Raw genomic sequence first — 26,510 nt, 5'->3', positions numbered from 1 at the left:
GCGACCGCCGCAACCCTTCCTACACGGGCACGATGCTCAACGGGGATTACGTGGACGGCACCTCCGAGTCGCTCGTGCGCACGTACTGCGTGCCGGTGCTGGCCCGCTACGCCGCCTTGGGTTTGCCCACTCCCGCGGGCACCTGGACGCCGTGCTCGGGGCCACGCTGGTGGGCGCCAAGGTCCACTTCGACGAGCAGGACCGGGTCAACGGCCAAGCGGTCCGCCAAATCAGCCGACGGTACCAGGCCACCAACGGCTTCCTCACGGCCGGCATCGGGGCGCGGTACGCCTTGGGCCGGCACCTGGAAAGCGTGGTCGATTGGACGTACAACCGCAACGTGCGCTTTGCCTCGTCGATGACCAACCGCTACACCACGGGCAACCGCTACGGCCTGACGCCAGCCGTGAGCGTCGGGCTCCGCTACCGCTTTACCGGCCACCCCAAGCCCGCGGCCTTCTAAGCACCCCCGGCGCCCCCTGGGCGTTCATCAAAACGGTGCCATTCGCAGGCGTGGCCATCCGCCCCCTGCCTCCCGTCCGCGCGGGCGACCGGTCCGGCACTCGGGTGCCGCTGCCCCGTTCAGTGCCTGCGGGACGTCCGAGCGGCGGAGCGCTACTGCGGACGCTCGGCCGGGCCCGGGCCGGGTCGCTTGGCTTTTAGGGCGTGCAGGCGCACAGCTTGTTCTTGCGCGGCGAGCGTGGCCCGTTGGCCGTCGGCCTCGGCCTCGTCCTGCAGCCGGCCCTTGATGGCGGCCACGCGCGTGGCTTGGGCGGCCACCGGGGCGAGGTCCGGGCTCGCTGGGGCCGGCGGGGTCAGGGCCAGCAGGGCCTGCACCACGGCCTCGAGGTCGGCCTTGCTGGGCCCGGCCGCGCGGCGCCCGGTGCGGGCGTAACTGGCCAACACGTTGCAGGAGTTGCAGCAGTACTTGCGGCGCAGGTGGCGCGCGGCGAACAGGCTGGCCGCAGTGGGCGCAGGCCTGGGTGGTTTCGGGGCGGGGAAGGTAGGGCATGACGGGCAGGAAAGGACACCGCTAACCCCGGCGGTTAGCGCAACGCTGCGCTAACGCCGGGCCGGTTAGCGTAAGTTTGCACTAACCCGGCGGGAGTTAGTGTAAACCTACGCTAAAAAACAGCAGTTAGCGCAAATTTATCCTTCGGGCAGCGCGGGTGCGCGTTCGGAAGCCGCGAACGAGCTGCCGGAAACCATGGAAGTCACTTGATTGGCTGTTAAGACGTTGCATCTGAACGGAACAGCGTTCTCTAGCGCGAAGGGAACCGGCCGAAAACGTGCCCGTTCTGCCGCCGGCGATCGCTGCCCAATCCATTGCTGGCCAGCAATGGGTGCGCCCGGTCCGCACGGGTTGTTCGTCTCCTGAGTGCCTGGGCCTCAGGCGGGTGAGGGCCTTGGTTAATGCCCCGGTTGTGAGGCTTTTTCACGCGGTCCGACACGCGCGCAACAGGCCCGGCGCTGGGACCGGCCGTCGCCGACGCGGAGGGCGCCCGGCGTACGCGCGGAATGGGAGAAAAAGCCGGCACCGGCACGGAACTTCAGGCTCGGTGTGTAACCCTGCTTACCTCTCGCGTTCCCGCCCCCCAGCGAGTGACCCGGTCCGTGGGTGCCCCGCAACACCCCGGCGCAGCACGGGCGCCACCCGCTGCCACCCCACCCGTCGCGCTGCCTTTTTCAGGCGCTCGCCGGGCGGATCGCGCGTCCGTGGTGCCGCGGTTCCGGGAGCGGGTGGGGCCCCGTGGCGTGCGCTTCCCGCGCAGCCCCTGGCCGGGTCCGGGCACGTGGCTCGGGGTGTTTCCGATCGCCCGGGAAAAGTGCCCCCTTTTGAGCCGGCAGCGCTAAAAGAAGCGCCAGTGAATGCGAAGTTTTCGCAGTACCATTGTGCGGCCGCGCGGCCCCGTCGCGTGTTTCCCGTTCGCGGACGCGTTCCCCACCGGCACAGGAGGGCTCGCCGGGGCCCGCCTCGGTTCCGTTGCTGGCCTTACTCCTGCTTTCGTGGCCGGCGCTGCTGCTTTCCCTGTGCTGCCCCCTGGGGCCTTTTCGATCGTCGGGTGGCCCCCTGGCGGGTCGTTGCGGTTGGAGCCCGCGGGCGTTCGTTCCGGGCCAACCGCTGCGCGCTCACCCGAAGGCCCCCGCGTGGCACGGCTTGCGGGCAACGCGTCCGCTGCCGTCCCTGGGGTTGCCCCCGCCGCGGCCTTTCCCGCTCCTTTTCGCTACCACCCCTTCCCTCTCGCAACCATGCCCTCCCTCCACCCCCACGGTCGTGCACCGGCTGATCGCGGCCACCGTGCGCGCACGCCTGAAGGCGTGCTTGGATGCCTACTGTAAAGCCCGGCATTCAGCGGCACGGCGGGCGCAGGCCCGGCGCAACTGGAAGCTCGCTGCCCGCACCCCGGGCGTGCCCGTGCCGGCGGCGCCCGTGCCGGCGGCGCCCGTTCCCCGTGCTCCTGAGCGCCGGCAAGCTGGTTACGTTGCGGAACCTCTACCAGATGGTTCTCTACCAGGCCGGTGCCTACCGGCACGCGCCCTACGACGCCGGCATGGGCTATCGCCCGGCTTCGGCGCACAAGTCCGGCGGCCGTGCCGCGCCGCCCGCCCCTAGCTCGCTGGAGTTTCCGGCGCGTGAGTTCCACTTGCGCACCACCCTGTGGGATCTGGTCGAGGAGTGCCACTGCGACGAACGTACCCTGCGCCGCCACCTGAAGGACTTCGAGACACTGGGCTTGGTCAAGGTCCGCCGGCAGTTGGGCGTCGCCACGCCCGGCGCGCCCAGCTTCTACCTGGTGCTCAACGCCGACTTCTTCGACTGGGAGGAAGTCCCCCTCCCCGGGGCCGCGGTGCCCCAGCCCGCACCCGCGGCCCCGGAGCCGCCCGTGCCCGCCGTGGGCGCCGCCCGCATCCTCCAGCGCACGGCGCAACTCCGGGCCACACACTCCCCAAAGCCGGGGGCCTAACCAGAGGCCCCGCCGGACCCCAGTCGGACAAAATGCCGACTCTGTTAATTACTGTTCTAACGTAAGTTCTATGGAAGAATAAGAACGCCAAAAATCGCGTGACTTTTCCCCAGGTTATCCGCCGAGTTGTCCCCACCCGGGGCTGACTGAAAAAAAGAAGGGCCGCCGGCGCGCCTTTCCGCCCCCCTCTACCCCCCGTCCTTCGTGAAAAAAGACCACTTTTCGGCCCTCAAACGGTTCCCCATCGTGCAGTTTCTGACCAAATGCAACCTGGTGGCGGTGCACGGCCAGGGGCGGGAGCTGTACTACCTGAGCCCGCTGCGCGAGGAGCGGACGGCGTCGTTTGCCGTCAACACCCGCAAAAACTGCTGGTTTGACCACGGCCTGGGCGAGGGCGGCAACCTGCTGGACCTGGCCATGCGCCTGTGGGGAATGAGCTACGCGGACGCCGCCGAGTCCCTGGGCCAGGCGGTGGCCTGCCCCGCCGCCTACGACGACGCCGACGAACAGGGCCGGGCCCGCAACTTTGTGCCCCTGGTGGCCGTCCCCGGCGCGGGCCGCACCGTGCTGCGCACCGGCGAGCGCGCTCGGGCGTGTTACGCGCCTACCTGGTGAGCCGCGGCATTGCGGTCGAGGCCCTGCAAGCCGACGGGCGGGTCTGGAGCCAGCGCGGGAAGTGCACTACACCCAGGCGGGCAAGTACGCCGCGGACGGCCGGCTGCGCGCCTACTTTGCCATCGGGTTGGTCAACGAAAGCCAGGGCCTGGAAATCACGGCCCGAAACTTCCAAAGCCACCTCGGGACCAAGGACGTGACCTTCATCAGGGGGCCCAGCCGGGCCTGGCCGTGTTCGAGGGCATGCTGGACTTTTTCGGCGCTGACGCTGCGCTGGAAGGCCAAAAAGGGCAAGGGCGCGGCGTTTCAGTGCTCGGTGCTCGTGCTGCATTCGGTGACGCTGGCCAAACAGTCCCTGCCCTTGGTGGCCAAAGCGGGCGGCAGCCTGTTTTACTACGGCGACAACGACCAAGCGGGCATCGACTTGCAGGCCTTTTACCAGGCCCACTGCCGGCAGCACGGGGCCGGGTTCTACGCCCAAAACGAAGGCTACCGCGGCTACAAGGACCTCAACGACTCGCTGTGCAAGAAACTCCCCGCCAAGCCCCTGCCGGCCCGGGGCCAGGCGCCCAGCCCCCAAGCCGAAACGGCGAAGTGGTGGCTGTGGGTGCTGTTCCGCGGGCCCGCGGGCGCGGACCGGCAGCGCACGTTTTACGCCCATGCCAACACGTCTGCGGGCAAAGCGGCCCTGTTGGCCTTGCGCGCGCGCCTAGCGGGCGAGGCCGTCCTGACCCGGTTCTGCGAGCGCGTGGGCAGCGGCCGCCGGTTCCGGTTCGAGCAACAGGGCGGCGGGCGCGCGGCGGGCCACTGGCCGCTGCCTGGGGGCCGGCGGCGAATGCCCACGCCCCGGGCAGCTGCGCCCGCTTGCCCGCCGGCAATCCGGGCAGGCGGGGTCGCGCCTAAGCCCAAAGTATTAAAAGGCACAAGGAGCCAGAAGACAGTAGTTTATTGCTATTAAAGACTAATATAGTACAACTATTTATTTTATACCACTGCTTGATTCCCTGGTATTTACGCTACTTTAAGACACCTCAGTGACTTGTACTAACGCCTTTTTTACATCCTCACTCCTCCCCTACCCCAACTTAATGCATCTAAAGTTAAGATGACAGGGTACTGCTATTACAAAAAGCACGATTTTGGGACGTCTTCAAACAGATAAGCGCTTGATTACGTGATGTGAAATTCGTGCTTTCTGTAATAGCGCCTAATATTACCTGCCTCGCTTCCCATTCGTGCTTTTTGTAATAGCGTTTGCTTTTGTCAAAAGGCAGTATCAGCGGTAGTCATAATTAACTCTATAATAATTAAGGCGTTAAATAAAGTCTAGATGAGCTAAGTTCTTTTCTTTCTATTACAACAAGCACGAATTACAGGGGCCGGCCAAGCAGACCTATTTTCTTTTCCTGCCCAACCATCTCTTATACAAACCTTTGATTTTCATTAATATAAAAAAACTTCTCAATTATAAAACGTCGTTTTTAATTATTAACCTTATTACCTATATTATAGGTTGCGTAAGTAATTGGAAAACAGTGGATTAAAAAGGTTTTGTATTACAAGAAGCACGAGTCATGTATTACTGAAAGCACGAAGACCTATTACCGAAAGCACGAAGGCCTATTACCGAAAGCACGAAAGCCCTGAGCTTTCTTATTACAACAAGCACGAAGACCTATTACAAGAAAGTTTTTGTAATACTATTGCGCTATCAGTCGGCCATGGACCCTCTCCTACCCCTTTTATGCAAGCAACCTTATTCTCTCAACCTAAGCCAGAAACGGTTAGCAAGCTTGTCGTCCAGCGCAACGATTTAGTGAATGCCAGGTTCGCGCTCACTACCCTTGAGATGAGGTTGTTCATGGCCATGCTTTCTCGCATTCACAGGGATGACACGGAATTTAGTGAGATGCATATTCCTGTAACAGAGGTTATAGCGCTTTCTGGACGCCGACCAAGCAGCAACGACTATCAGCAACTCAAGGACATGTGCGCACTCTTGGCTTCCCGAGTTCTCTACATTGAACGGCCCAGCACCAAAAAAAGGGCAAACAAGATTGGAGAAGACGCGCCAAGTTTTTCAAATACACCTCTGATGGCCTATGCGGACTACAGTAGTGAAGAGCGCGCACTAGTCGTACGGTTCAACGATCGAGTACGCGAGCATCTCCTTCAACTCAATGAAGGAAATTTTACGCAAGCTCAGCTCATGCAGCTGCTGAAACTTAAGAGCGCCCACTCCTATCGGATCTATTGGTTGTTAAAGCAATATGGTGGGTTTGGCTCGCGCATCATAAGGGTAGATGAACTCAAACGGCTTCTCGACTTAGAGGGCCAGTACAAACAATTTCCCTTGTTTAAGCTACGGGTGCTCGACCGTGCGCAGCAGGAGCTATCGCAGACTAACCTGGCCTTCGAGTATGATCTCCTCCGTGGCAAAGGCAAGAGTGTAGAACAAATTCGCTTTCGATTTGCTCCGGTTGCTAGCGAAGCTATGCTACCAGCTCTTCAGTCTCCGAATGAGTGGCAAAAAGCATTAATGGATGCAGGTGTTTCGGCTAACAGCATCCTTGCCGTGGGTGAGCTTATCAAGCAAGGCGAGATCGAGCCTGCCTATGTGCTTTTTGTAATAAACCAGCAGCGTGGCAAAAGCACGCAAGGGAAAATAAGCAGCCTAGCAGGGGCAGTATTTACGGCCATCACTAAAGGTCATTCTTTAGAAGAGTACCGAAAGTCCCTTGTTGTGCGAAAGAAGGCGGCCGTTAGGAAAAGCGAAAAAGCAAGCAATGAGACGCTACGATACCGGCTCGATGAGGTGAAGGAATCGTATGAAGTTATGAGCAAAAAGAATATAGCTAAAGGCTCTACTTTCGAAGAAAACCTGCAGTTGGTATACTTATCGCAAGGTTTCCGCCGCGAGGAAGATGCACAAGGAGTAGAGTGGCTAGTTAGAGATTAAAACCCCAATGGGCATTTAACCTATGGTACATGCGTATGACCTTGTTCATATTTATAATAAATATGAACAAGTTATATTTATGACATGTACGATATTGTTGATATGCCCTATATTTACTGCCGTACTTAATCCCACTCGTTCATGCACATTCTCTCATTCGCAAACAATAAAGGAGGTGTGGGCAAAACCACATCGGCACTTTCGGTAGCACATGCTCTGGCAGAACAAGGCTTTCAAGTAGCCTTGCTTGATTGCGACCCTCAAGCGAATGCGAGCAAAACGTTTGACGTACCAGTTGGGACTTCGCATATAGGTGAGGTTCTCGAGGAAAAGCAAACGCTTTTTAAAGCTCTTTATCGAGTTGGCCCTAACCTGCAGGTCGTTCGCGCTGAACGTTCATTGGCCCAACAAGAAAAGGTGTTTGGCACCCAGCCAGACTATATTTTCTTTTACGCGATCAATTGAGCCAATTCACCGGGGTTGATTATGTCGTAATCGATACTCCTCCTTCGCTTGCTGCACTAACTGTGGCATCACTCGTTGCTAGTGATGCTGTGTTTGTGCCTTTGCACCCAGAATTTTTCGGAAACGAAGGGATGACTGCACTATTGGATATGTGTTCTCGGCTGCAAAAGAACTTTAACCCCAGGCTTCGGGTGGGGGGATATTCTTCACGGAGTACGCGCCCTCATACCGTCGCGCCTTGCACCACCAGGTTGTCCAGCAACTCCGTGATGACCCAACACTCGGGCCGCTGGTTATGGAAACTACCATCCGAGAAAATGTAGCACTGCCTGAATCTCAAAGCATGAGGCAAAGCATTTACTCTTGGGCACCACATTCTAACGGTGCTATTGACTATCGTAACCTGACAACAGAAATAATGCGCAGGGCATTTCACCCATCAGTATCATAATTATCATAAATATGACAAATGTGAAAAAGTCGGCCAAGGTGAGCATGATCGGCAATATGGCCAAGGTGGAGTCGGTTCCTGCGTTAGCAGCTGATGCTCTGCTGTATGATTTGCCTAGTCAACCAACGACTTTATCTACCTCAACTGTAGTCACGCAGCAACCAGAGGTTGCTACAACAAAGGTCCCATTCACGAATCAACTTACTCCTGATACATTCCTACGCTTGAAGCAATTTGAATGCTGGGGTGGAATGGAAATTCAGGATATCCTGGAGGAAGCATTGACTGCTTTTTTCGCCGGCAAACCAGAAGCCGATCGTGAGCTGCCCGCAAAAGTGAAAGAGAAGCTACGGAAGAAACTGCCAAATTTGAGATAGCTTATTGGTCAGATGCCGTGCTCGATATACTGACATTAATAACAGAAACGGGTGTAGCTCTGACCCATCAGAGTTTAACATAAAACGGCTTCTCGGACAACTTGTAGCCCGAGCAGGAAGCCTTCTGACAACCATGGTGGATAGCCGCCTAAAGACAGGCGCGCTAGCCCAAATATATATGCGGTCGGCGGGGTAACGGTTAGTGGCGGGCTTCCTCGTTACGGCCGATTTGCGGTGGCTCTGCTTCCGAGGGTAGGATCGTCCTGTATCTGCTCACAAACAACTGCTCGGCCACGCCCGTGGTGGAGTAGCGCGACAAGGCGTCGTTCTTCTGCGCCGCGCACAAGCGGAGGCGGCGTGGCTGTGTAAGCGCCGGCCCCCGTAGGTTGGTGCAACCAATGAAAAGGGTTGCCGGAACTGCACATGATGGAACTGGAAAGGGATGGAAAGAGGGCCGACCACGGAGTGAATCGCCCGAACCGAAAGCCTTGCGAGTTGTTGCGGGTCGCAGTTTGCTTCGGCCACGAGTTCACGCCGCGGAGCAGTGAGCCAGGCTAATGTGCTGGCCCCTTCGGCTCCTCAGGCGAGTTCAACGCGGGTGCGCAGGTGTCGCTGCGTTTGCCGTTACGCAACGGGAATGGCGTGGCTCCATGGACGGAGTATTCCGATGCACCACATCGTTGTTTTGTCGACCTCTGACGGTTTCTCTTTGCGTCAGGGTCGCCTTATGCGTTGCCACAATATTTCTCTACGGCATCCTCCACCTTCTTCCCTGGATAAACTTCAATCGTTCGCCAAAACGTGAACCCCAGTATGTGCACGGAGCGCTGAATGCGGATGGTGTTATTCACCTGAGTAGCACGGTAAGAATATTTTCCAGGCATTAGCATGGCCGAAAGAGGTATGGGATGCCCGTTTACTTGGTCGTCGTGCCCTTGGCGGGCGAGGAAGCCGCACGCACTTGGGACATGGCCGCAAAGGAGTACAGGTGGGCTGCGAAAAAAACATCTTTTTTTAGTAAGCTAACTTGAATAAGCTTCCCTGAAGGAACCAAAACTACCGGGTCAACATGATGCCAACATGATAAGGTATCGGCTGTGGTGCTCGAAGCCGAGCACTAGCATTTTTTAACGGCACGTCAACCGTCAACTAGCCGTGATTAAGGCGCCGGAGGTGTTTTTCCGGAACTAAAAAAGTGGAGACGCGCCGAGCCTGAGCGACCGCAGCAGTCTGCGGAGCCGCTTGCCTGGGTACTGGGGAAGTAAACAGGGTCTTTTATTCCTGATACAACAGCTTGTGGTAGATGGGCGCCTGGGCTTGGCTGCTGCAGCGGTAGTCTAGCTTCGCCTGTACACAGGATCCATCACCACTAAAGGAGGTTTAGTGAAGGCGCTAAGGGCTAAAGAGGGGTATTCCAACCGCGCTCGGAAGGGCCTCGTTCCTTTCAAGGGTCGAAGCGTTATTATGCCTCTAATCCGTTCGTTGGTTGTGGACCCTATTCATGGCCGGTGGAGATGAGTGATTGCTTTGGGGTGACCAGCGTCAGGCACGGTTGTGGAGCACTTTGGCCATTGTCAAAGATTTCAGACGTCTTTACAACCCCTGACACTCACACCAGAGCGAGCGTACGCCACCGAATTAGCAACCCCCTTTATCTTATTGCAGAAACCAATGCTGTAAGTGCCTGCTAAACTCTTCCCCACTCCAATTTTTAACGTGGAAACGACCCAACCGGTAGGGATCAGACCAACGGGTTACGGTTCGTGCTTCGGTAGTGAATGCTGCATCAAAAGCTAACCGGGCTGCGAGAACCGGCGTTTCAGCCCCGTACTCTCCGTAAGGGTAAGCCAATAGCTTTATTGGCCTATTCACGGCTCGCGTGAGCGTTTCTTTGTTCGTCTGCAATTCATGCTCTTGAAACATGAGGGAATGTCGGGCCAGCGCTGGGTGGGTCATGGTGTGAGCACCAATGGACAAACCAGGGGGAGCCTTAACTGACGGAGATCCTCCAGCGGTAGACGCGCGTATTCAGCCGGACAGGAAGAAGCAATCCCCGCCCATGCGTTGATGTATTGCAGTTCTTGCTGTTGCGCAGGGTGTGCCAAGGGCTTCAGAATCTGCCAAAGCCGGTAGTATAAAGCCGCTCGTCTAGTAGGGGGGACCTCACTGGCTTTCCACTGCCGGTGCTTTTGCCTTAAGTCGTCACTCAATTGCTGCTCACTGCTAAGATCGAATTCCAAGAGCTTTCCATCGACAAGGCGAGAAAAAAGCGGCGGGAGCTGGTCCGCAGCCAAGAATATATACTCCAGGACGTCCCACCAAAAGGCGTTGCTTCCTGCGACAAGGCCAGAGGTAATAAAAAAGGCAGCGGGTAATTTGAAGTCTTCCAGCAATGGTTGGGCCGCCGAAAAATTGTCAGCATAGCCATCGTCAAAGCTTATGACCACACTCCGCCGCTTAAGCGTGCCCGTCTTGAGCCGTTCTACTAGTTCTTCTACGGGGATGACCTGCCCAGTTTTTCTTAGAATTTTCAGGTGGCACTCAAAGTTTGCGGGCGAAACGGCCAAATCCCAGGCGTCCGTTTTCAATTCGGCCACCCGGTGATACATTAATACGAGGGCCTTGGGCTCCGCATAACGTTGAACAAACCGTGCTGCTTTGCTAAGCAAGGGGCGCGCGCTTTACCGCTTTGACAGAGTTGATTACTTGAAATTGGGGGTCATCGTAACTCAGTTTTTCCTGGCTGATTTCGGGTAGCCCTATGCCGTATAAAAATGCGGACGCGACGAATACATTTCCAAACGAGTGTATTTCGAGGCTGGCACCGGGGAAGACCTCGCCCAGTAATCGATGCAACGCCTTATCGGTGAAAGACCAGTACCACGTTTCTTTCCATTCCCCTTTGTCGATCGGAGTAATTCCAGGCACCGTCATCAAGAACGTGCCGCCCGGCTTTAGAATACGGTAGCAGGTACGAAGCGCCGCTTTAAAGTCATAGATTAAATGCAGAGTTTGCGTCAAGATAACGCAATCAAATGCCTCACTAGGCAAGTGGGGCGCGGCGCTTAAGTCGCCTATAAATGTTGCCGCTTCATTGCTGCCATCGATGTGCAACACATCACTTTTGCTCACTTTCCCGGCGCCGTACTGCAGGGTATAGGCATTGTCGCCAATTTCAAGCACCCGGCCCCGGATGCTAGCCGCTTCCCTTTGCAGGAAACCTTCAATATAGTACCGGTCTATGGGACCGCCGCGGTCGTACCCAAACCCGCTGCTGAACGGGGTGAGGCGGTTGAAGTCGCCGGCCGTAATCTGGCCAATGCCAAGCGGTCGCTGGCCTAAAAGCCCTGTTTTGCGGATCCATCGTCTTGCAGCCGCCGGAAGAAGAGTTTTAAGTACGGCCTTCGCCATGTTTTTCATATATCTCAAAAGGTAGCGAAGTCCCAGAGCAGGAGCATGCTGGAATAAACAGCCTAGAGCATTTCGGGAGAGGGTAGCAGGAGTAGTTACCAAGGCGGTGTACAATTCCCCGCAATAATACCGTGTCCAAAAGTCTTCTCCCTGGCGAAATGACGCGAGTTCTCGCGGGCTTCTGAGCTTCTTTTTTGTCGATGCAATACGATTAATGCCCCCGAAAGCATGCGCGGAATGGCGGCGGACATCGCAGCGGGGTGGATACGATAGGCGGCGAGTTGGTGTTCGTGTTGGACGATGGGGTATTGTCGGGTGATAGTTAAATACAAGTCATAATCCTCGCAGTTTGCCAGGGAGGTGTCAAAAAGCAGTTCAGAAAACACCCACCGGGCAAATAGGACAGCAGAAATCATGCTGATGTAATTCCCACTCGACAGCAATGTCTCATAGGGATTACCTGCGATAATGGGAATTTTCTTTTCCGTCTTTGGGCTCTCCGCATAAACCCGGGTATGGGCGCCCGCGACAAATGCGGCTTGGGGATGTTGCTGTAAGTAGGCGACATTGATGGCCAGCGCCTCGGGAAACAGCCAGTCATCGGCATCTAGGAACACCAGGTAGGCTCCCGTGCTTTTTGGATGCCGGTGTTACGGGCTGCCGAAAGGCCCTGATTTTCCTGATGGACATACACCACTTCCGGGTAGCGTGCGACAAGGGCTTTGGTGTGGTCCGTCGAGCCATCGTCGACCACCAGGATTTCTTTCGCTGGGTATGATTGCTGCTGTGCGCTTTCAATAGCTTCCGACAAAAAATGCCCGTAATTGTAACAGGGGATGATAATGGACACCAGCGGGTAAGCTGCATTCGAGGCAAGTTCCATGGTTAGCGTGGCGTCTTGGCCTTCCGATGGGAATAGAAATAGACCATGCCCGCGACCAGCCCTTTCATCTCTGCCCACAACGTCCGGCTGCGAAAGCGAAAGAAAGGGAAGCCCCTGACCAGGAGGTAAGCATACATTTTGGGCATGGTCCAAAAAACGCGACGGGCATAGCCCTCTTGCGGCTGCTGTTCGTGCTGAATTAAAGCCGCCACTGCGTGGCCCCGGACATAGTAGAAAAGTTGGCGCTTTAAATCAGCCATTTTCTCACGGTGTTCGTGAAATACCACGGCCCGGGGAACGTAACGAATTGAATGCCCGTGGGCCAGGATGCGGTGCCACATCTCCGAGTCGCCGCTGCAACCGGCCGCTCCCGCATCCAGCAGTTCATCGAAGTACCCCACCTCCTCAAAGACTGATTTGCGAAACGCCATGTTGGCCCCCGCCCCAATTTCCCATACTGGGGGTGCCTGTCCGCGAGTCGCTTGTAGGAATCCAGGAGAATACACTTTGTCAACGTACCCTCGGTTGAAGCTCCAGCATTGCTCAAAAATCAATTGCGCCTCCGTTTGCAACGCCAGGGCAATGACCAGACCCGTTATGGCGGCCGTGGTAGGCTCCTGAAAGGTTTCCCAGACACTATAAAGCAGCCAGGGATGCACTATCACGTCATCGTCCACAAAAAGGACCACGGGCTGTTGGGCCATGGCAATGCCGGTGTTGCGGGCGATGTCCAACCCCGCCCTGAGTTCTCTTACGTACGCCACTCCGCTGAACGCTTTGGTCGTTTCGTACGTGCTGGCATCCGTGGGAGCGTTGTCGACCACCACTATCTCTGCGGGAGCGCACGGCAATGCATGCAGTTGTTGTAAGCACCGCCACAATTGGGCCGCCCGGTTGCGGGTACAAATAATGACCGAGACCGGTACCTGTGGGGGAATCGCCACCGGGAGCCAAGACGAAAGAAGGACCTCCATCCACGCACCCCAGCGCTCGTAATCCTGTTCGGGAAGCCATGCCTGCCACGGCGTCCCGCTGGCCTGTTGGAGGCCCGCATAATGCTCAATTGCGGGTGAAATCGCCGCCGCTAGCGCCGTATGATACGCTTCGGCAAGCAGGGCCTGGTTGGGCTTGATAAACAAATGCCCCAGGGCAATTGCCTTCCACCAAAACACCACGTAATTGCCTTGGCGGACGCGCGCAGGCGGTAGCCAATCGGATTGCCGATCCAGGTAAACATGGGTGATGTGATACGCAGGCTGAAAAGACATGGGGTTCTTACGAAAGCGGCATTTCCATTTGGGTGAGAGAGAAAGGGAAATGCGGGCGCACGGCCCCCACCATTTGCCGTACCATTTTATTTCCCCCGGTAGTCCTCTAAATCGAAAGACAAACACCCCTCGTAGTCGAAGAGCGGCGTGGTAGTATCCCTCACCACGTACAAGGAGATGTAGTAGGATCCGTCGTTGAGAAAGTTGCCGGGGATGGTGCATTCGCCGGATACGATGCCCTTGTTGCACTGCGTTGCGGCCGAGGGGATATCGAAAATGCACTCTCCGCTATAAGAGAACAGCACCAGATTGGTGCTGATTAAAATGTCGTTGGTGAAATTCCAGAATTGAAACTTCACGGTGAGGGGAGTACGAATATCGACGGGGGCATCAGGGAGCAGCTGGGGGACTAATTCAACGTGTTTGAACCGGATGAGGTCGTTACCGGGCGCTTCGGCCGGATGGGCCCACGTTTGCTTGAGTTGCAGGTGTTGCGCATCGGCCACATAGCGGTTCACAACGGTGGAAACGTCGCCGAGGGCCTTGACTTGGCCCTGCTGAAGCCACAGGCATTTTTCGCAAAGGTTGGTGACGGCTTGCATGCTGTGGCTGACGAAGAGGATGGTGCGGCCGGTACTCCGCGAAACTTCGCGCATTTTGCCCAAGCATTTTTTTGAAATTCCGCATCGCCGACCGCCAGCACCTCATCCAAAATCAGGATATCGGGCTCTAGGTGAGCCGCCACCGCAAACGCGAGCCGCACATACATGCCCGAGGAATAGCGCTTTACGGGGGTGTCCAAGAACTTTTCAATCCCCGAGAACGCAACAATTTCGTCGAATTTCGCACGGACCTCGGCTTTGCTCATGCCCAGAATGTACCCGCTCAGGAAGATATTTTCCCGGCCGCTCAGTTCGGCTTGAAACCCGGTGCCTACTTCCAGCAGACTGCTGATTCGGCCGCGCCCCCGCACCGTCCCTCTTGTGGGGCGGACAATGCGGGAAATGATTTTAAGCAGGGTGGACTTTCCGGCGCCGTTATTGCCGACGATGCCCCAGACCTCCCCCTGCTTTACCTCGAAGCTGACGTCCTTCAGGGCCCAGAGCGATTGCTGGGGTGCCGTGGTGGGCTCTGGCAAAAAGAAGGGGTCCTGTTTCTGCCGAATGGCGGTGGTCCACCAGCGCTGCACGTCCTGGCGCAACGAGCCGGTTCCGGTGGCGCCGAGCCGGTACAACTTGGACAATTGATCAACCTGAATAGCGACTTCTGACATGAGGCTTAGACGACGTCCACTAGCTTGTCGCCCTGCTTGTTAAACGTCAGCAGCGCGGCCGTGAACAGAACCAAGGTGAAGCCGGTACTATAGGCGATTTGGCCGGCCGTTACCGAACCTTGGCCGAAAAGACACCAGCGGAACAACTCGAAGAGCGGCGTGAGGGGGTTGAGTTCTACTACCCAGCGCCATTTTTCCGCTACATACTGCACCGGATAAATAACGGGCGTCAGAAACATGAGCAGCCGTACGCCAAGGCCCACCACAAATTTAAGATCACGATACTTGCCGGTGAACACCGAAAACAGCAATCCCCACGCCAAACTCTGGGCTCCAACGAGCGCAGTAACGAAGGGAACTAATAGCATCCAGCCGAGAGGACTCGCGTGCCAAGAGTTGAAAAGAGAGTAGTAGCCCAAGACCAGCAATAAAAATAGGAATTGAATGCCATAGCTTATCAGATAAGTGCTGAATTGGGCAAATGGCAGGACCAGACGGGGAAAATAGACTTTGCTAAAAAGGTGGGCATTGTCCCGAAAAGTACCGGAAGTGCCCATGAAACTGTCATTAAATAGATTCCACAACACAATACCTGCCAAATAGAACAGCACCGGCGGAACCTGGCCGGTGGATACCCCCACTATTTTTCCAAATACCAGCACATAGGTAACCATTGTCATTACGGGCTGTAGCAGTACCCAAAAGGGCCCCAAAATGGTTTGCTGATAGCCGAGTAAAAAGTCCCGTCGAATCAACCCGACCAGCAAGTGACGATAGGACCAGAGCTCCGCTGGACTTGAGCCCCACCAGCTGGTCCTGGCCTTTATTTCCCAATCCCAAACGGCGTTCTTGCCCGTTGCCATGCGTAAACTATTGCGTGTTGTAACCCTTCCTGCTTTTATTCGACCCTGAAAAAAAATCGATTATTGCCACAACTTCTTAAGCTGTTTGTAACCAATTATATGCTTCACGTACAGTTTTAGAACCAAATAAAGCACTTTCAGATCCTTGCTCATATGTAAAGCGCCGCTCGTCTGTACAAAAGCGGCATCGTAGTCGGCCTCCTGCTCATAGATGGTGTGGGCCAGAGAAGCACAATACCGGGAATAATTACGCTGCGCCATCATCTTTAGCCTCTCCCGCTGCTCAACGGGTAAGTATTGTTGCATGATATCGATGATTTGCATTATATCAGTTATGTTCTGTCCGTTTTTAATGGAGCTGTAACTGATACTGGTACGGTTCAGATACCGGTAATACGCCAGGCACCTGGGAGAGTAGGCAATTGGGAAATGCGCCGCGATTCGCGCCCACATTTCCCAGTCTTCTCCGTAATGAACAGCAAAAAAACCACCAAGTTGCTCATAAACAATTCGTTTAACGACGACCGAAGGAGTGGAGATTTCCTGCCGCTCTGCTATCATTAACAATGCATCTTGCAGCACACCGGCCTGATTTGCAAGTGGAGATCTTGCCCTTATTTCCTCCTCCTCTTGCAGAAAGTTGAAGTTATTGGTAAAAGCAGCGCCCGCTTCAGGATGCTTGCAAAAAAGCATTTCAATTTCCATATAGAAACCGGGCGCAACCCAATCATCTCCGTGCAGAATGTGCACCCACTTTCCAATTGCCAGATTAATGCACGTCTCGAAGTTGCGCAAACTGCCTACATTTTTTCTTGCCGGAAATATTCTACACGGTTATTACTTATTTTCTGCACTAATGCCAAAACGTCGCCGTCCGTACTGCAATCGTCCACCACCACGATTTGCATGTTGTCAGGACCTATGCCCTGGGCAAGCACGCTTTCTAATGCTTGTTGCAGATAGATTAGGCAATTGTACGTAGGCAGCATGACGGACCACAAGGGGCGTCGAATATGGCCGGCAAGAGGGGCAATTACAGGTGGTGAGGTTGGGGTTCGCTCACCCATGACTTCCATTGCTGCAGGAGAAATCTCATCTGTTCGGGTTAGCTTCATAAGGGTACCAGCGTCAGGTTGTACCGTTTCTGCCAGTGGGATAAATGGACATCTTAAGCTCAATACGGGAAAATTTATGATTCTATCAAGACATAAATTTAGTGCAACCTAAGGAATGTTGAAGCAAGAAACAGCTTGCGACTCAGATTATAATTTTCCTGTTGTTAAATCAAACTTTAAACAGTCTATTACTAAGGGGGCTAACTGGCGAATAAGTCCACCTTAGAAATGACATAGGGTCGCGTATAAAGAACCTCATAATAGACTGGGTCCGATCGACTATTCTTCGCATGCCATGTTTGGTGGCGGTATATATAAGTCAGCATCTATTGGCACGAGCCGCTTACGACACCGGTAGAGGCCACAAGTGGTGCCGTGAGCAACGCCGCGAACCGCTGAAATAGCTTGATTATCAAAGGATGGCAGAAATTATTCTCTCCACATTGGCTCTGGTCATACGGGCCGATGCCGGCGCGCTTCGGCTGGTGCGCAACGAGCCGTTCGTTGACGCATCACTTTCAGTAACTGCTTGTAAAACAGCCGAATTGGGCTATTCGCGGCCGCCGTGACCGGTGCCCGCGAATAGCCCAATTCGGCTGCGCGGGCCTGATAAGCGCTCAGCCCGCGTGGACCGACTAGGCGATCCAGTGAGCTTGTCCCTATCTGTTTGAATGCAAGCCGAAACCGGTACTTGCCTCGGCCGTTATCTGCTCGTTTTCGGGATTGCTAGCACCGTATACGAAGCGATTTTGCCGCGGCGGACGCCCGTGTTCGCGGGCCGGTCCCGAGTTCCGGTACCGGCGGGCACAGCCCTCCACCGCCTCGTGCCCAGCCCCGGCAGTTGTCTGGTTAGACGATTGGACGGACCACGAACGGTGTGTCGTTGCCGACGAATGCCGCGTGCGAGCCGCTCCTAGCGGCCTCGCAGCGCGGGTTATGGCCCGCGATTCGCACAGAATTTGACTAATCACCAGGGTGTTATGAACGTCGAATTGGTTCGCCGGGATAATTCATGAAGATAAGGTGTTGATAATAAGTCGCATTTGACAAAGTGCAAGGGCTATTTTCGGCTCAATGTCAATGCGTTGCCGAGTAGAGTCTGCCGATGGGTGGCGGAGATGGGTCCTGGCAAAGGGCAGGCGTGGCAAAAAAGGTGCTCCACGGCCGGCAATCGCCGAATGCGCCGCCGCACGCGGTGATTGCCAGCCACGTTTCGCGTTTAGAGAATGGGGGCAATCCCGATGGTGAGCACCGCGCTGGGGACGTTCGAAAAACCTTGCCTGGGAAGGCCCCTACAATTGACTTTCTATGCACCAGTGGGGTCGGGGAGAGGCGCGTTCGAAAACTGGTGGTTTTTCGAATGAATTCTTCAACAAGGTCAATTCCTGCTATTCAAACATCACACTTTGGCTCCGCTCCGCTCAATGAGCTACTTAGGAACTGTAAGTGGTATATGCACTTGGCGACACCTTGTTGCCTGGGATTATGCAAGCCACCACATAATCTGGCCGGGTGTTGCCAAGGTTGTAATAGGGAGCCAAGTGCATCAGCTTGAATAACTCCCGAAAGTTATTGACCGGAGCCCCACCCCTTTTGGGGCTGATATCAAAAACAACCAGCAAGCCTAGTCGGTGGTAGGCATGCACGTAGGTTTGAGCCTGCGCCAGATAGTTTGCCTCTATCACCGACCAATCAGGTTTGCTGTCGTCCTTTTTGATTTCTATCGGGAAGACCAAGTTGTTTTCTGAATACACGATATCCATTCGGCCACTCCCGATTTTATCGGCCGGTTCGTAACTATAATATTCGGCCCGGCTACCGGATGTCAGGGCAGTGAACAGGTGGTTTTGGAACGTTTCCTCCTTGTCTTCGCCAGGGTCGTACAGGTGCGGAAAAAACCGCTTAGGTTGCCTTATTGACCGGTAAGCATAGGAAATAACGTCCGCAAGGACGCGGAAAAATGTGCTCTGCTGCCGAGGCCTGAGCGTAATCAAGGCGTTCTGTATTTCCCGCGCGATATCAGCCAATACCTCGTCACCCACCTCAAACCCCGTTTCGTAATCAACGAAGCTCCCTTGTTGCGTTTCGGGCAGGTAGCGAAAGGCAAGGTCTGCTAGTAACTGAGCGTCAGCCGGTCCAGCCGCGCTCAGAGCTGCTACGTCGCGCATTATCCGAGCGAGCTCAATTTGGGGAAAGGCGCGGATTAATTGGGCTGTCAGGTCGGTAGTATCTACTACGCTTTTTTCAAGCGTATTCTCTACCTGCTGCAGAAAGAGCGTCAGCTCAGCATTGTGCTCTCCTATCTCGGCTATCACTGCACTGATTTTTAACCGGCAAGCGGATAGATTCTGAACGTAGTAGTGGCGAACCAGCCGGCTGGCAACCCCGTCGGCGAACTCCTGGTAGGAGTGTTGCAAGGAGCTGCTGAGGGAATCTAGCAGGGCAATATCATTACATAGTTTGCTGAGCTTAGCAAACTCTTGGTGATAGTCGGTCCACGACGACTCGGCCGCCGTTCGCTCGCCGATTAGCCGCAGGTTACCGAGGCCATGCAAAATATGCCACTCCAGCAAGTGAGTGGGCTGTTGCCAACTCCATAGCTGCCGCTGCCAGAGCAGAGTGTTAAGAGCCAACAGTAACGGCTCGTATTGTTCGGGCCGCTGCCCAAGCAGGGCAATCAGGCAGTCGGCAACCAGACCGAAAAACTCAGCATCGACCCGATTTTCAGCAAGCATCCGGGCCTGCCGAAAACACTGGTTTGCCTGGACTATTTCTTCAAAGAATTGTTGTTCGGTAGCCTGGCCGGTGCGGTAAAGCAGGTGTACCAGCCCTTGCCGGAAGTAGGCCTCCGAAGCAATTTCATCGTCCGTATTGCCGAGCGCACTCGTGAACGCCAGATACACATCGGTGTCATCCCCGCACAGCAGAAACAGGTACTTGAGCTTGCAGATGCTGATGTAGCGCTCTTCGGTCGCAGCCACATCGAGCAGAAAATCTCGGGCAAAATCGACTCGTAACACATCAGCCAAAGCCAACTCGCCAATCCATTCCAACGCTTTCTTGCGCACATGCTGGTTGGGGTCCTGCTCAAACACGGCGCTCAAAAACCGCTTGATGGCGCGCTGCTCGGTGGGCACGGCAATGCTGTCCCAGGCCAGGCTCATCGAACCATTCAATCCGATAATCCAGGGGCTGGGTGCTGAATTGGGCGTAGTCGAGCGAAGCAGGTAAGGGCATTAGAAAAAGAACTCGCCTCGGGCGCGCACGTCTGCTTTTTCCGGGGCTACGGCAGTCTGCAGTTCTCGCTGCGCTGTACCTACGAAAACCTGTAGCTCGCTACCAAGAGCCGATTCAATGTAGGCCAGCGTATCCTTTAGCCCATCCAAATAATCCTGATCGGCCTCTTCGCCAGCTGGTGAATCAAGCATAATGAACCGCGGGTGCCGGCCGTTTTGAAACTGCACGTCCATGTCTATCAAGGCGATGTAGAGCCCCAACTTAACCCGCAGCTTCTCTCCAGGCGAAAGCTTGTCAAATTTGAAGTTCCGCTCGTGTTTGGTGAAGTGAATGCGAAAATCTCCATCGATGCCCACCTTTTTATAGTGCAGCAAACCAAAAGCTTGCAAGTGTTTGAGGTAAAGCCCTTCTAGCTGGTGTAGCACGGTCCTGCTACGTTCGGCCTGCATCATCAGCAGCTCCGTCCGCGCAATTTCCAGCAAATTTACCTTTAGCCCCATCTCCGCCAACTGGGTATCGGTGCCGCCGCCTGGAGTAGTCAGGGCCTTCACCTCGGCTTCAATCGCCGCTTTACGCACATTGAGCGCTGTCATCTCGGTTACCGTGGCCAACACATCGACCACCACGGGCGGCGGTGCGCTGGCGGCCTTTTCCAGTTGCTCTATCTCGTCAATTACGGATTGCAGCGAAAGGCCGGCCAAGCGCTCTTTTTTCGTCCAACTGCTTTGTTAGCAGAGACTGCTGGTGGCGCAGGCCGGCCAGTTTGACTTTAAAGTTGTACTCGTCAACCTTGAAGCCTTGCGCCTCCGTTTGCAGTTGGGCTATCTGCTCAGCAAAGGCTTCCGGCTCGATAGCCTGGGCCGGCACCTGGTGGTCCGTGCACAGCCGGCAGCTGCCGGTTTTCTTTTCCTGCACTACCCGCGCGGTGGTCACGTCGTGGCTGCAGCTAGGGCAGGTTTTGACCTCAAGCTGTTGAAGAATTCGCCGAACTGCTCGTATTCGGTCAGGTCGTTGAGGCGGCGGTTTCGCTTGTTCATCTCCACCGTGCTTTCATTCATGCTACGGTAGGCGCGAGTGGCATGCCTCTCCAACTCGTTATGCTCGTTGTTACCGCTGATAATCTCGGCGTTCAGCGTATTCTGCAATTGCGACAGAGTATTGTAACGATTACGCGCTATTTCTATCTGGCGTAGGGTGCTGGCCTGTGCGGGCGGGGAAGTAACGGTAAGGGCTTCGGTAAGCACCAAACCCCTGCGGTGAATCTCCTGCAATTCAGCTTGCAGCTCCGCCAAGTGAGCAGGGTCAGCCGCTGCTTGTAGTGGTGCTTGTATTTTATGCAGGCCAATGTCATTTTTCAGATTGTCGGCCTTTACTTTCAATCGATTGATGGGATACGTCAGTTCCAATCCCAACAGCATCTGAAAGACCAACTCCGACTGATTGCCATAGAAGAATGAGTTGTCGTTGGCTTCGAGAAAAATGGCCTTGAAATAGGTTTTCCAGCTTGCCGGGACGGTCAGCAAGTTAGGGTTATCTTTTTGAGGGGCCCGTTGGGTTCGTTGCAACCGGTAGTAGTCAAACTCGCGGAAAAAGAGGTTTTCAATAAAATCCGCGTAGTTCGTCAGCACCCCTTTGAAACTCTGCGCAGCCTCTACCTGCTCTGCGCTGAAGGCTTTCAAAGCCTCCCGATTGGCGTTGTAAAACCGGTAGATAGGGCTGCGGTCATTCTCGCCCTTGGTCATGTTCACTGAATAGGAATTGCTGCCGATTTCAAATTCGACCCAGACTTCCCTCAACCAGCTCATAATCTCTTCGTCCAGGTCGTCGTTGCCAGAGAGCGCCAGCTTCAACACCTTAAAAATGCTGGTCTTACCTTTTAAATTGTCAGCCACCCACAGGTTGACGCCGTCGGCCATCGTGCGGGCGTACTCGATTACTTCACCCGTGTTCTTGACTCCGGAAAAAGCTACTGATCTCACCCGAAGCGTTTTGCCGACCGACCGGGGCTGTCGCGCTGGTAGGCGTCTTCGTCGAGCGTTAGCAGCTCCTGAATCTGGGGCAGCGCTATGGTGCCGCCCGTGCGTTTGGCCACCAGCTTGCTGAGTTTCTCTAGTTCGGTGGCGGCGCTCATAGCTGGGTATTAAACAAAGTGAAGTATTCGGTGCGAACCATTGCCTCGATGTCTTGGATGTAATCGCCGAGTGGCGTTTCCCGATACTCTTCAATCGCGTACTGCCGATTTTTCAGCTGGGTGCCCGAGGCATCGGCAAAGTAGCGTTTGATGAGCTGGCAACGGTCAAAATACCAGGACGCCGAGGGCACATTGGCTAGGCCACGCTCAATACGCTGAATTCCGTCTTGCGTGAGGAAGTACGCTTTGCGGATGTCCTTAAGCCCCATGCTGGTCTGCTTCCTAAACTCGACCAGCCCCACTGATTTCAGAAAGCCGATGATGTCGTCCAGGTCCTGATAGGCTCCGAAAAAGAACCGCTTCATTTCGTCGGTGCGCAGTTCCGGTTCCCCCTTAGCAAAAATATTGCTGACAATCAGTTGCACATCAGCGCCACTGGGTACTCCGGTTTCCTGGTGCAAGCGTAGCAGTTCGAAGCACAAGTAACTAGGGTAGCGCAGCAGGAAGTCTATTTTTTGGATTTTTACTTCGGAATAGAATACTCTGGCCAGTGTTGGCTCCAACGGTTCTGCATAAGCCTCAGAAAAAAATAGAGGATAAGCAGAACACGCAACCGTTCTCTGTGTGGGGCTATTTTCATGGTAATGCGATGGGACAGGCCTTGAGCAAACTGCTGTTTTCACCGCTGCCCTATTTCAATCCGCAAAGTAGCGTGGTTTTATTCTGATGCATTTCGCCAGCTTCGCAGTGACTAAGGCACGTAACTAAATTCGGCAACGCATAGTCGCTCGTGCAAAGACAGGTCTGTTATGCAGAAGGGCTATAACCATTTTACACCCGTCCTTCTGCAACGCATCTTATAGAAGCTAATATTATGTAATCGGGCGGTTGGAAAGCGCTATTGCTCCTTGGACTGCTGATAGGCAGGAATAGTGATTTTACATATTGTAAACGAGCCCCTGCAATCCGTTACAACCGGGTAGAAAGTAGAGATGAATGGCAGCAGAGGCTCGTCAAATATGCCGACGAAGGGGCCCTTGTTTGCCGCTTTTCGCCCGGGCGATCTAGCGGTTGCCCAGGCGCTCTTGCTCTTCGCGCACCAACTGCTGCAGTTCCGCTTCCGATGGCAGGTTCACTTGGTACTTGCTAACGAAGAGCTGCTCGGAGAGCCCAGCGGTCGCGTAGCGCACGAGCGTGTCGTTCTGCTGTGCGCACAGAATGAGCCCCACCGGCGGGTTGTCGCCTTCGGTCATCTCCTGCTCCCGGTAGTAATTCAGGTACACGTTCATCTGCCCCGCGTCGGCGTGGCTGAACGCCCCAAGCTTCAGGTCCACCAGCACGTGGCATTTCAGGATGCGGTGGTAAAACACCAGGTCAATGAAGTAGTGCTCGTTGTCGAAGGTGATGCGCTTTTGCCGGGCCTCAAAGCAGAACCCCCGCCCCAACTCCACCAGAAACGTCTGCAAGTGGGCAATAATCGCGGCCTCCAAGTCGCTCTCGCTGTAGCGGGCCCGCTCGTCCAGCCCCAGAAATTCCAGCACGTAGGGGTTTTTCATTACATCGGCAACCGCCAGTGGCTGGGCGCCGGCATGACCGGCCAGCACCGCGGCCTTGTCGGCCGAGAGCCCCGTGCGCTCGTAGAGTGCCGAATCAATAGCCCGCTTCAACTCCCTTACCGACCAGCTGTTCTTCACGGCGTGCACCTCGTAAAACGCCCGCTGCACCGGCCGGTCCAGGGCCAGCAGTTCCAGAAAATGCGAGAAGCTCAGCCGCGTCAAGAGCAGATCGGGAGCAATGCCCGGCCGTGCGTCCGTCCCGACCAGCTGCTCGGAGGCCACCGGCGCGGGAAGGCCGACCGTGCTCAACAAACCCGCCCGGTGCAATTCTCCAGACACTGTCTGGAGAATGGTCGGATACGCCCGGTAAAACGCTCGGCAGTCATAGAGGCGTTGGACGGCGAGGCCCTTGACGCCGCGCAGCTGCCGGGCCAACTCCGGCAGCACGCGCTCGCCGTATTCGGCCCGGTCGCTGCCGCCCTGCTCGTACTCGGCAATGTGCCAGCCGATCAACCAGTTGCGCACCGTCAGCCAATAGTTGATTTGTTGCGCCGCCGCCCGTTGCGCTTGGGCGTGCAGCTGCCCAATCTGTTCGGCCAGCGTCGAAAGCGTGGTTTCTGCCATGGGTGCGAAGGTACGCCGGGCCCAGGGGTGCGCCCAAGCAGTCGGCCTAGAGGAAACGCGGCAGCGGGAGGAAGAGAATCGCCTTCGCCTTGTCAAAAAATGTTCTGTTTCTTAACAAAGAGGCGCGGCCTATGTAAAGGAAAGGCCCCTTTCCTTTACATAGGTTGGCCAAACGTCCCTAATGGCGGTGGCGCGATGGCCCGGGTGAGCAGCCGCTGCACGGACATGGGCAGGAACAACTTCCCCTTCGCGTGCGGTAGCCCCCTGGTTTAACTCCTGGGCAATCTGTTGCAAGGTGTGCCCCTGCGCGTGCAGCAGCCCCCGAGCCGGGTGGCCTGCTGGTTCTGTTGATTCGTGCGCGCATTTTCCTGCCGAAGGTGCCGGCTCTTCACGATGGCTGCGGGCGTTAGGTTGGCCGGCGTACCGAGTACGGCTCCGCGAGCCTTCTTCGCTTTCAGCGCCTCTTTAGTCCGTTTCGAAATCGTCTCCCGCTCGTGCTGGGCGATGACGGCAAAGAGGCCCACCGTTAAGGTATTGGCGTCGGGCATGTCGCAGCAGACAAACGCTACCCCGGAATCGCGCAGGGCGAAAATGAACCCCGCATTCCTCGACAGCCGATCGAGTTTCGCAATGAGCAGCGTGGCCCCGACCCGCCGGGCCTCGGCGATGGCGCCCAGCAGTTGGGGCCGCTGGTTCTTCTTGCCGCTCTCGATTTCGATGTACTCGGTCAGCAGGCTGGGCCGGGTCCGCGACGAAGGCGCGCACCGCGGCTTGCTGGGCTTCGAGCCCAAGCCGGACTGGCCCTGGCGGGCGGTGCTCACGCGGTAGTAGGGCACATAGCAGGGGCTCACGGGCAGCATAAAAGGCGGGGGTTGGTACAAAAGTAGCGTTTATAACGTTTATTAAACGCACGTTTAATAAACGTTATAGGCGCAATGCTGCCAGTCCTCCCGATGGAGTAGCGACTGGTACGGGAAAGTATCAGTCCCTATGTATTTCAAATGCGTAGCGGTCTTGCCATATGCGGAGATTCCTTTTACATAAGATTGGTTGCAGTAAAAAGATCTCTCGGGGCCTAGCCAGCTTGAGAAAGTGATTTGCTCATCCCGGAATTGTCTCTTTACATAATGTAGCTTATATCCCCGCTCTTGGAATCGTGGTAGATTTCAGCCCGGTCCTGTTGCTTCAGCCGGCGTGGTACTTTGGCGGGACGGGGCCCGGCCCTACCCAGCGGGGCGGGCCCCGTTCAGCGCCCCCGCCGCGCGGCCAGCACCCAGTCCGTTCCGGTTCGGCCGCGGCAGGGAGTCCTGGAAAACGACTAGGGTACTGGCGTAGTTACCTTACTTCGCCCGGTAAATATCCTACTTGGCTGAGTCACCGGGCCGGGTCAGACCCGCCTACTTTTGCTCCGCATATACCCCATAACGGGCTTGCAATTGCATTAATTATGCATATATTGGGACTAATTGCATAATATAGAATATTCTCATTTTCTTATGGCTCCTCTGTCCCCTGCCTCCGCGCTGCCCCGTTTCGGCTTCCTTCTCCGTTTCCGCACCGGCTTCGTGCTCGGGCTGCTCGCGCTGCTGGCCGGGGCTTGGAGCCCCGCGTACGGGGGCAGCAGCTCGGCCGGCAGCAACCACAGCCTGGCCGTGCGTCCGGACGGCACGCTCTGGGCCTGGGGCGGCAACGGCGGCGGCCAACTCGGCGACGGCACCACGACCCAGCGCCAAACGCCCGTGCAAATTGGCACGGCCACCACCTGGCAAAGCGCCAGCGCGGGCGGCGGCTACAGCCTGGCCGTGCGCACCGACGGCACGCTCTGGGCCTGGGGCAATAACACCTACGGCCAGCTCGGTGACGGCACGACCACCACATCCCTGACCCCGGTGCAAGTCGGCACGGACACGAATTGGCAGAGCGTATCCGCTGGTTTTTCACAGCCTGGCGGTGCGCACCGACGGCACGCTCTGGGCCTGGGGCAACAACCAGTTCGGCCAGGTGGGCGACGGCACGACCACCACGCGCTTGGCCCCCGTGCGAATCGGCACGCTCACCACGTGGCGAAGCGTCAGCGCCAGCACCGCCTTCAACGAGTTCAGCTTGGCCGTGCGCACCGACGGCACGCTCTGGGCCTGGGGGCCAACGGCAACAACCAACTCGGCGACGGCACCACCACCCAGCGCAACGCCCCGGTGCAAATTGGCACGGCCACCACGTGGGCCAGCGTGGAGGCGGGAGACTCCCACAGCCTGGCCGTGCGCACCGACGGCACGCTCTGGGCCTGGGGGCCAACGGCCAAGGCCGGTTGGGCGA

26 protein-coding genes and 4 pseudogenes are annotated in these 26,510 nt (G+C 56.2%); 11 read left to right on the top strand and 19 right to left on the bottom strand.

Annotation, left to right across the window (positions count from 1 at the left end):
• Positions 1-151 precede the first annotated feature (151 nt).
• Entirely contained in the window at positions 152-463 is a 312-nt protein-coding gene (locus ACFQT0_RS31035) for a hypothetical protein (protein ID WP_380207418.1), read from the top strand.
• Positions 464-615: 152 nt separating this feature from the next.
• Here the strand turns inward: ACFQT0_RS31035 and ACFQT0_RS31030 are convergent, their stop codons facing one another.
• Entirely contained in the window at positions 616-903 is a 288-nt protein-coding gene (locus tag ACFQT0_RS31030; RefSeq protein WP_380207417.1) for a hypothetical protein, read from the bottom strand.
• Positions 904-2,327: 1,424 nt separating this feature from the next.
• On the opposite strand from ACFQT0_RS31030, the gene ACFQT0_RS31025 reads away from it, so the two are divergent.
• The 7 genes from ACFQT0_RS31025 (at position 2,328) to ACFQT0_RS30995 (ending at position 7,833) form a co-directional block, all read left to right on the top strand.
• Positions 2,328-2,966 (top strand): hypothetical protein, encoded by a 639-nt coding sequence (locus tag ACFQT0_RS31025; protein ID WP_380207415.1) that lies wholly within the window; start codon positions 2,328-2,330, stop codon positions 2,964-2,966.
• 204 nt (positions 2,967-3,170) lie between these two features.
• Positions 3,171-3,581, top strand: coding sequence for a CHC2 zinc finger domain-containing protein (locus ACFQT0_RS31020; RefSeq protein WP_380207413.1), 411 nt, complete (start codon positions 3,171-3,173; stop codon positions 3,579-3,581).
• Between the two features lie 61 nt (positions 3,582-3,642).
• Entirely contained in the window at positions 3,643-4,539 is an 897-nt protein-coding gene (locus ACFQT0_RS31015) for a hypothetical protein (RefSeq protein ID WP_380207411.1), read from the top strand.
• A 786-nt stretch (positions 4,540-5,325) separates the two neighbouring features.
• Complete coding sequence (locus ACFQT0_RS31010) at positions 5,326-6,540, top strand: replication initiation protein (protein ID WP_380207409.1); 1,215 nt, start codon at positions 5,326-5,328, stop codon at positions 6,538-6,540.
• A 141-nt stretch (positions 6,541-6,681) separates the two neighbouring features.
• Positions 6,682-7,005: a ParA family protein gene (locus ACFQT0_RS31005; RefSeq protein ID WP_380207407.1), complete on the top strand. Its 324-nt coding sequence runs from the start codon at positions 6,682-6,684 to the stop codon at positions 7,003-7,005.
• Positions 7,002-7,328, top strand: coding sequence for a ParA family protein (locus tag ACFQT0_RS31000; protein WP_380207405.1), 327 nt, complete (start codon positions 7,002-7,004; stop codon positions 7,326-7,328). Before ACFQT0_RS31005 ends, ACFQT0_RS31000 begins: the two co-directional genes overlap by 4 nt.
• 148 nt (positions 7,329-7,476) lie before the next feature.
• Positions 7,477-7,833: a hypothetical protein gene (locus tag ACFQT0_RS30995; RefSeq protein WP_380207403.1), complete on the top strand. Its 357-nt coding sequence runs from the start codon at positions 7,477-7,479 to the stop codon at positions 7,831-7,833.
• A 1,656-nt stretch (positions 7,834-9,489) separates the two neighbouring features.
• On the opposite strand, the gene ACFQT0_RS30990 is transcribed toward ACFQT0_RS30995, so the two are convergent.
• From ACFQT0_RS30990 to ACFQT0_RS30905, 18 genes and pseudogenes are all read right to left on the bottom strand, one after another.
• Positions 9,490-9,756 carry a polysaccharide deacetylase family protein gene (locus ACFQT0_RS30990; protein WP_380207401.1) on the bottom strand — a complete coding sequence of 89 codons (267 nt, stop codon included), beginning with the start codon at positions 9,754-9,756 and terminating at the stop codon, positions 9,490-9,492.
• A gap of 29 nt (positions 9,757-9,785) precedes the next feature.
• On the bottom strand, positions 9,786-10,442 hold the full coding sequence (locus ACFQT0_RS30985; RefSeq protein WP_380207400.1) for a polysaccharide deacetylase family protein: 657 nt from the start codon (positions 10,440-10,442) through the stop codon (positions 9,786-9,788).
• A 52-nt stretch (positions 10,443-10,494) separates the two neighbouring features.
• Positions 10,495-11,253: a class I SAM-dependent methyltransferase gene (locus tag ACFQT0_RS30980; protein WP_380207398.1), complete on the bottom strand. Its 759-nt coding sequence runs from the start codon at positions 11,251-11,253 to the stop codon at positions 10,495-10,497.
• A gap of 86 nt (positions 11,254-11,339) precedes the next feature.
• A pseudogene (locus tag ACFQT0_RS30975) lies at positions 11,340-12,127 on the bottom strand (glycosyltransferase family 2 protein).
• Positions 12,128-12,129: 2 nt separating this feature from the next.
• A complete protein-coding gene (locus ACFQT0_RS30970; protein ID WP_380207396.1) occupies positions 12,130-13,395 on the bottom strand; it encodes a glycosyltransferase family 2 protein in 1,266 nt (421 codons plus the stop codon).
• 86 nt (positions 13,396-13,481) lie between these two features.
• Positions 13,482-13,913 carry a hypothetical protein gene (locus tag ACFQT0_RS30965; protein WP_380207394.1) on the bottom strand — a complete coding sequence of 144 codons (432 nt, stop codon included), beginning with the start codon at positions 13,911-13,913 and terminating at the stop codon, positions 13,482-13,484.
• A complete protein-coding gene (locus tag ACFQT0_RS30960; protein ID WP_380207392.1) occupies positions 13,910-14,668 on the bottom strand; it encodes an ABC transporter ATP-binding protein in 759 nt (252 codons plus the stop codon). Before ACFQT0_RS30960 ends, ACFQT0_RS30965 begins: the two co-directional genes overlap by 4 nt.
• A gap of 5 nt (positions 14,669-14,673) precedes the next feature.
• Complete coding sequence (locus ACFQT0_RS30955; protein WP_380207390.1) at positions 14,674-15,531, bottom strand: ABC transporter permease; 858 nt, start codon at positions 15,529-15,531, stop codon at positions 14,674-14,676.
• 60 nt (positions 15,532-15,591) lie between these two features.
• The gene (locus ACFQT0_RS30950; protein WP_380207388.1) at positions 15,592-16,281 is read right to left on the bottom strand and encodes a hypothetical protein; all 690 of its coding nucleotides are present in this window, start codon (positions 16,279-16,281) and stop codon (positions 15,592-15,594) included.
• Between the two features lie 50 nt (positions 16,282-16,331).
• Positions 16,332-16,646 carry a glycosyltransferase family 2 protein gene (locus tag ACFQT0_RS30945; protein ID WP_380207387.1) on the bottom strand — a complete coding sequence of 105 codons (315 nt, stop codon included), beginning with the start codon at positions 16,644-16,646 and terminating at the stop codon, positions 16,332-16,334.
• Between the two features lie 1,433 nt (positions 16,647-18,079).
• Positions 18,080-19,810 carry a hypothetical protein gene (locus ACFQT0_RS30940; protein ID WP_380207385.1) on the bottom strand — a complete coding sequence of 577 codons (1,731 nt, stop codon included), beginning with the start codon at positions 19,808-19,810 and terminating at the stop codon, positions 18,080-18,082.
• A 72-nt stretch (positions 19,811-19,882) separates the two neighbouring features.
• Positions 19,883-20,584, bottom strand: coding sequence for a hypothetical protein (locus tag ACFQT0_RS30935; protein WP_380207383.1), 702 nt, complete (start codon positions 20,582-20,584; stop codon positions 19,883-19,885).
• The gene (locus tag ACFQT0_RS30930) at positions 20,553-20,816 is read right to left on the bottom strand and encodes a hypothetical protein (protein ID WP_380207381.1); all 264 of its coding nucleotides are present in this window, start codon (positions 20,814-20,816) and stop codon (positions 20,553-20,555) included. The genes ACFQT0_RS30935 and ACFQT0_RS30930 overlap by 32 nt, the downstream gene beginning before the upstream one ends.
• Positions 20,813-21,799, bottom strand: a complete 987-nt coding sequence (locus tag ACFQT0_RS30925) for a hypothetical protein (protein WP_380207379.1) — start codon at positions 21,797-21,799, stop codon at positions 20,813-20,815. The genes ACFQT0_RS30930 and ACFQT0_RS30925 overlap by 4 nt, the downstream gene beginning before the upstream one ends.
• Before the next feature lie 59 nt (positions 21,800-21,858).
• Positions 21,859-22,014: a hypothetical protein gene (locus ACFQT0_RS30920; RefSeq protein WP_380207378.1), complete on the bottom strand. Its 156-nt coding sequence runs from the start codon at positions 22,012-22,014 to the stop codon at positions 21,859-21,861.
• A complete protein-coding gene (locus tag ACFQT0_RS30915) occupies positions 22,011-22,577 on the bottom strand; it encodes a hypothetical protein (protein ID WP_380207376.1) in 567 nt (188 codons plus the stop codon). Before ACFQT0_RS30915 ends, ACFQT0_RS30920 begins: the two co-directional genes overlap by 4 nt.
• 501 nt (positions 22,578-23,078) lie before the next feature.
• Positions 23,079-24,194, bottom strand: coding sequence for a PDDEXK nuclease domain-containing protein (locus tag ACFQT0_RS30910; RefSeq protein WP_380207374.1), 1,116 nt, complete (start codon positions 24,192-24,194; stop codon positions 23,079-23,081).
• Between the two features lie 269 nt (positions 24,195-24,463).
• Positions 24,464-25,054, bottom strand: a complete 591-nt coding sequence (locus ACFQT0_RS30905) for a recombinase family protein (protein WP_380207372.1) — start codon at positions 25,052-25,054, stop codon at positions 24,464-24,466.
• A 636-nt stretch (positions 25,055-25,690) separates the two neighbouring features.
• Here ACFQT0_RS30905 and ACFQT0_RS30900 point away from each other — a divergent pair.
• The 3 pseudogenes from ACFQT0_RS30900 to ACFQT0_RS30890 form a co-directional block, all read left to right on the top strand.
• Positions 25,691-26,116 (top strand): annotated as a pseudogene (locus tag ACFQT0_RS30900) (RCC1 domain-containing protein); the annotation flags it as partial.
• Positions 26,117-26,144: 28 nt separating this feature from the next.
• A pseudogene (locus ACFQT0_RS30895) lies at positions 26,145-26,219 on the top strand (hypothetical protein); the annotation flags it as partial.
• A 35-nt stretch (positions 26,220-26,254) separates the two neighbouring features.
• Positions 26,255-26,479: pseudogene (locus ACFQT0_RS30890) on the top strand (hypothetical protein); the annotation flags it as partial.
• Between the last annotated feature and the right edge of the window lie 31 nt (positions 26,480-26,510).

It is taken from the genome of Hymenobacter humi, from assembly GCF_042665855.1.
In the GTDB taxonomy this organism is placed as follows: domain Bacteria; phylum Bacteroidota; class Bacteroidia; order Cytophagales; family Hymenobacteraceae; genus Hymenobacter; species Hymenobacter humi.
This window is presented reverse-complemented; position numbering and strand designations above follow the sequence as displayed.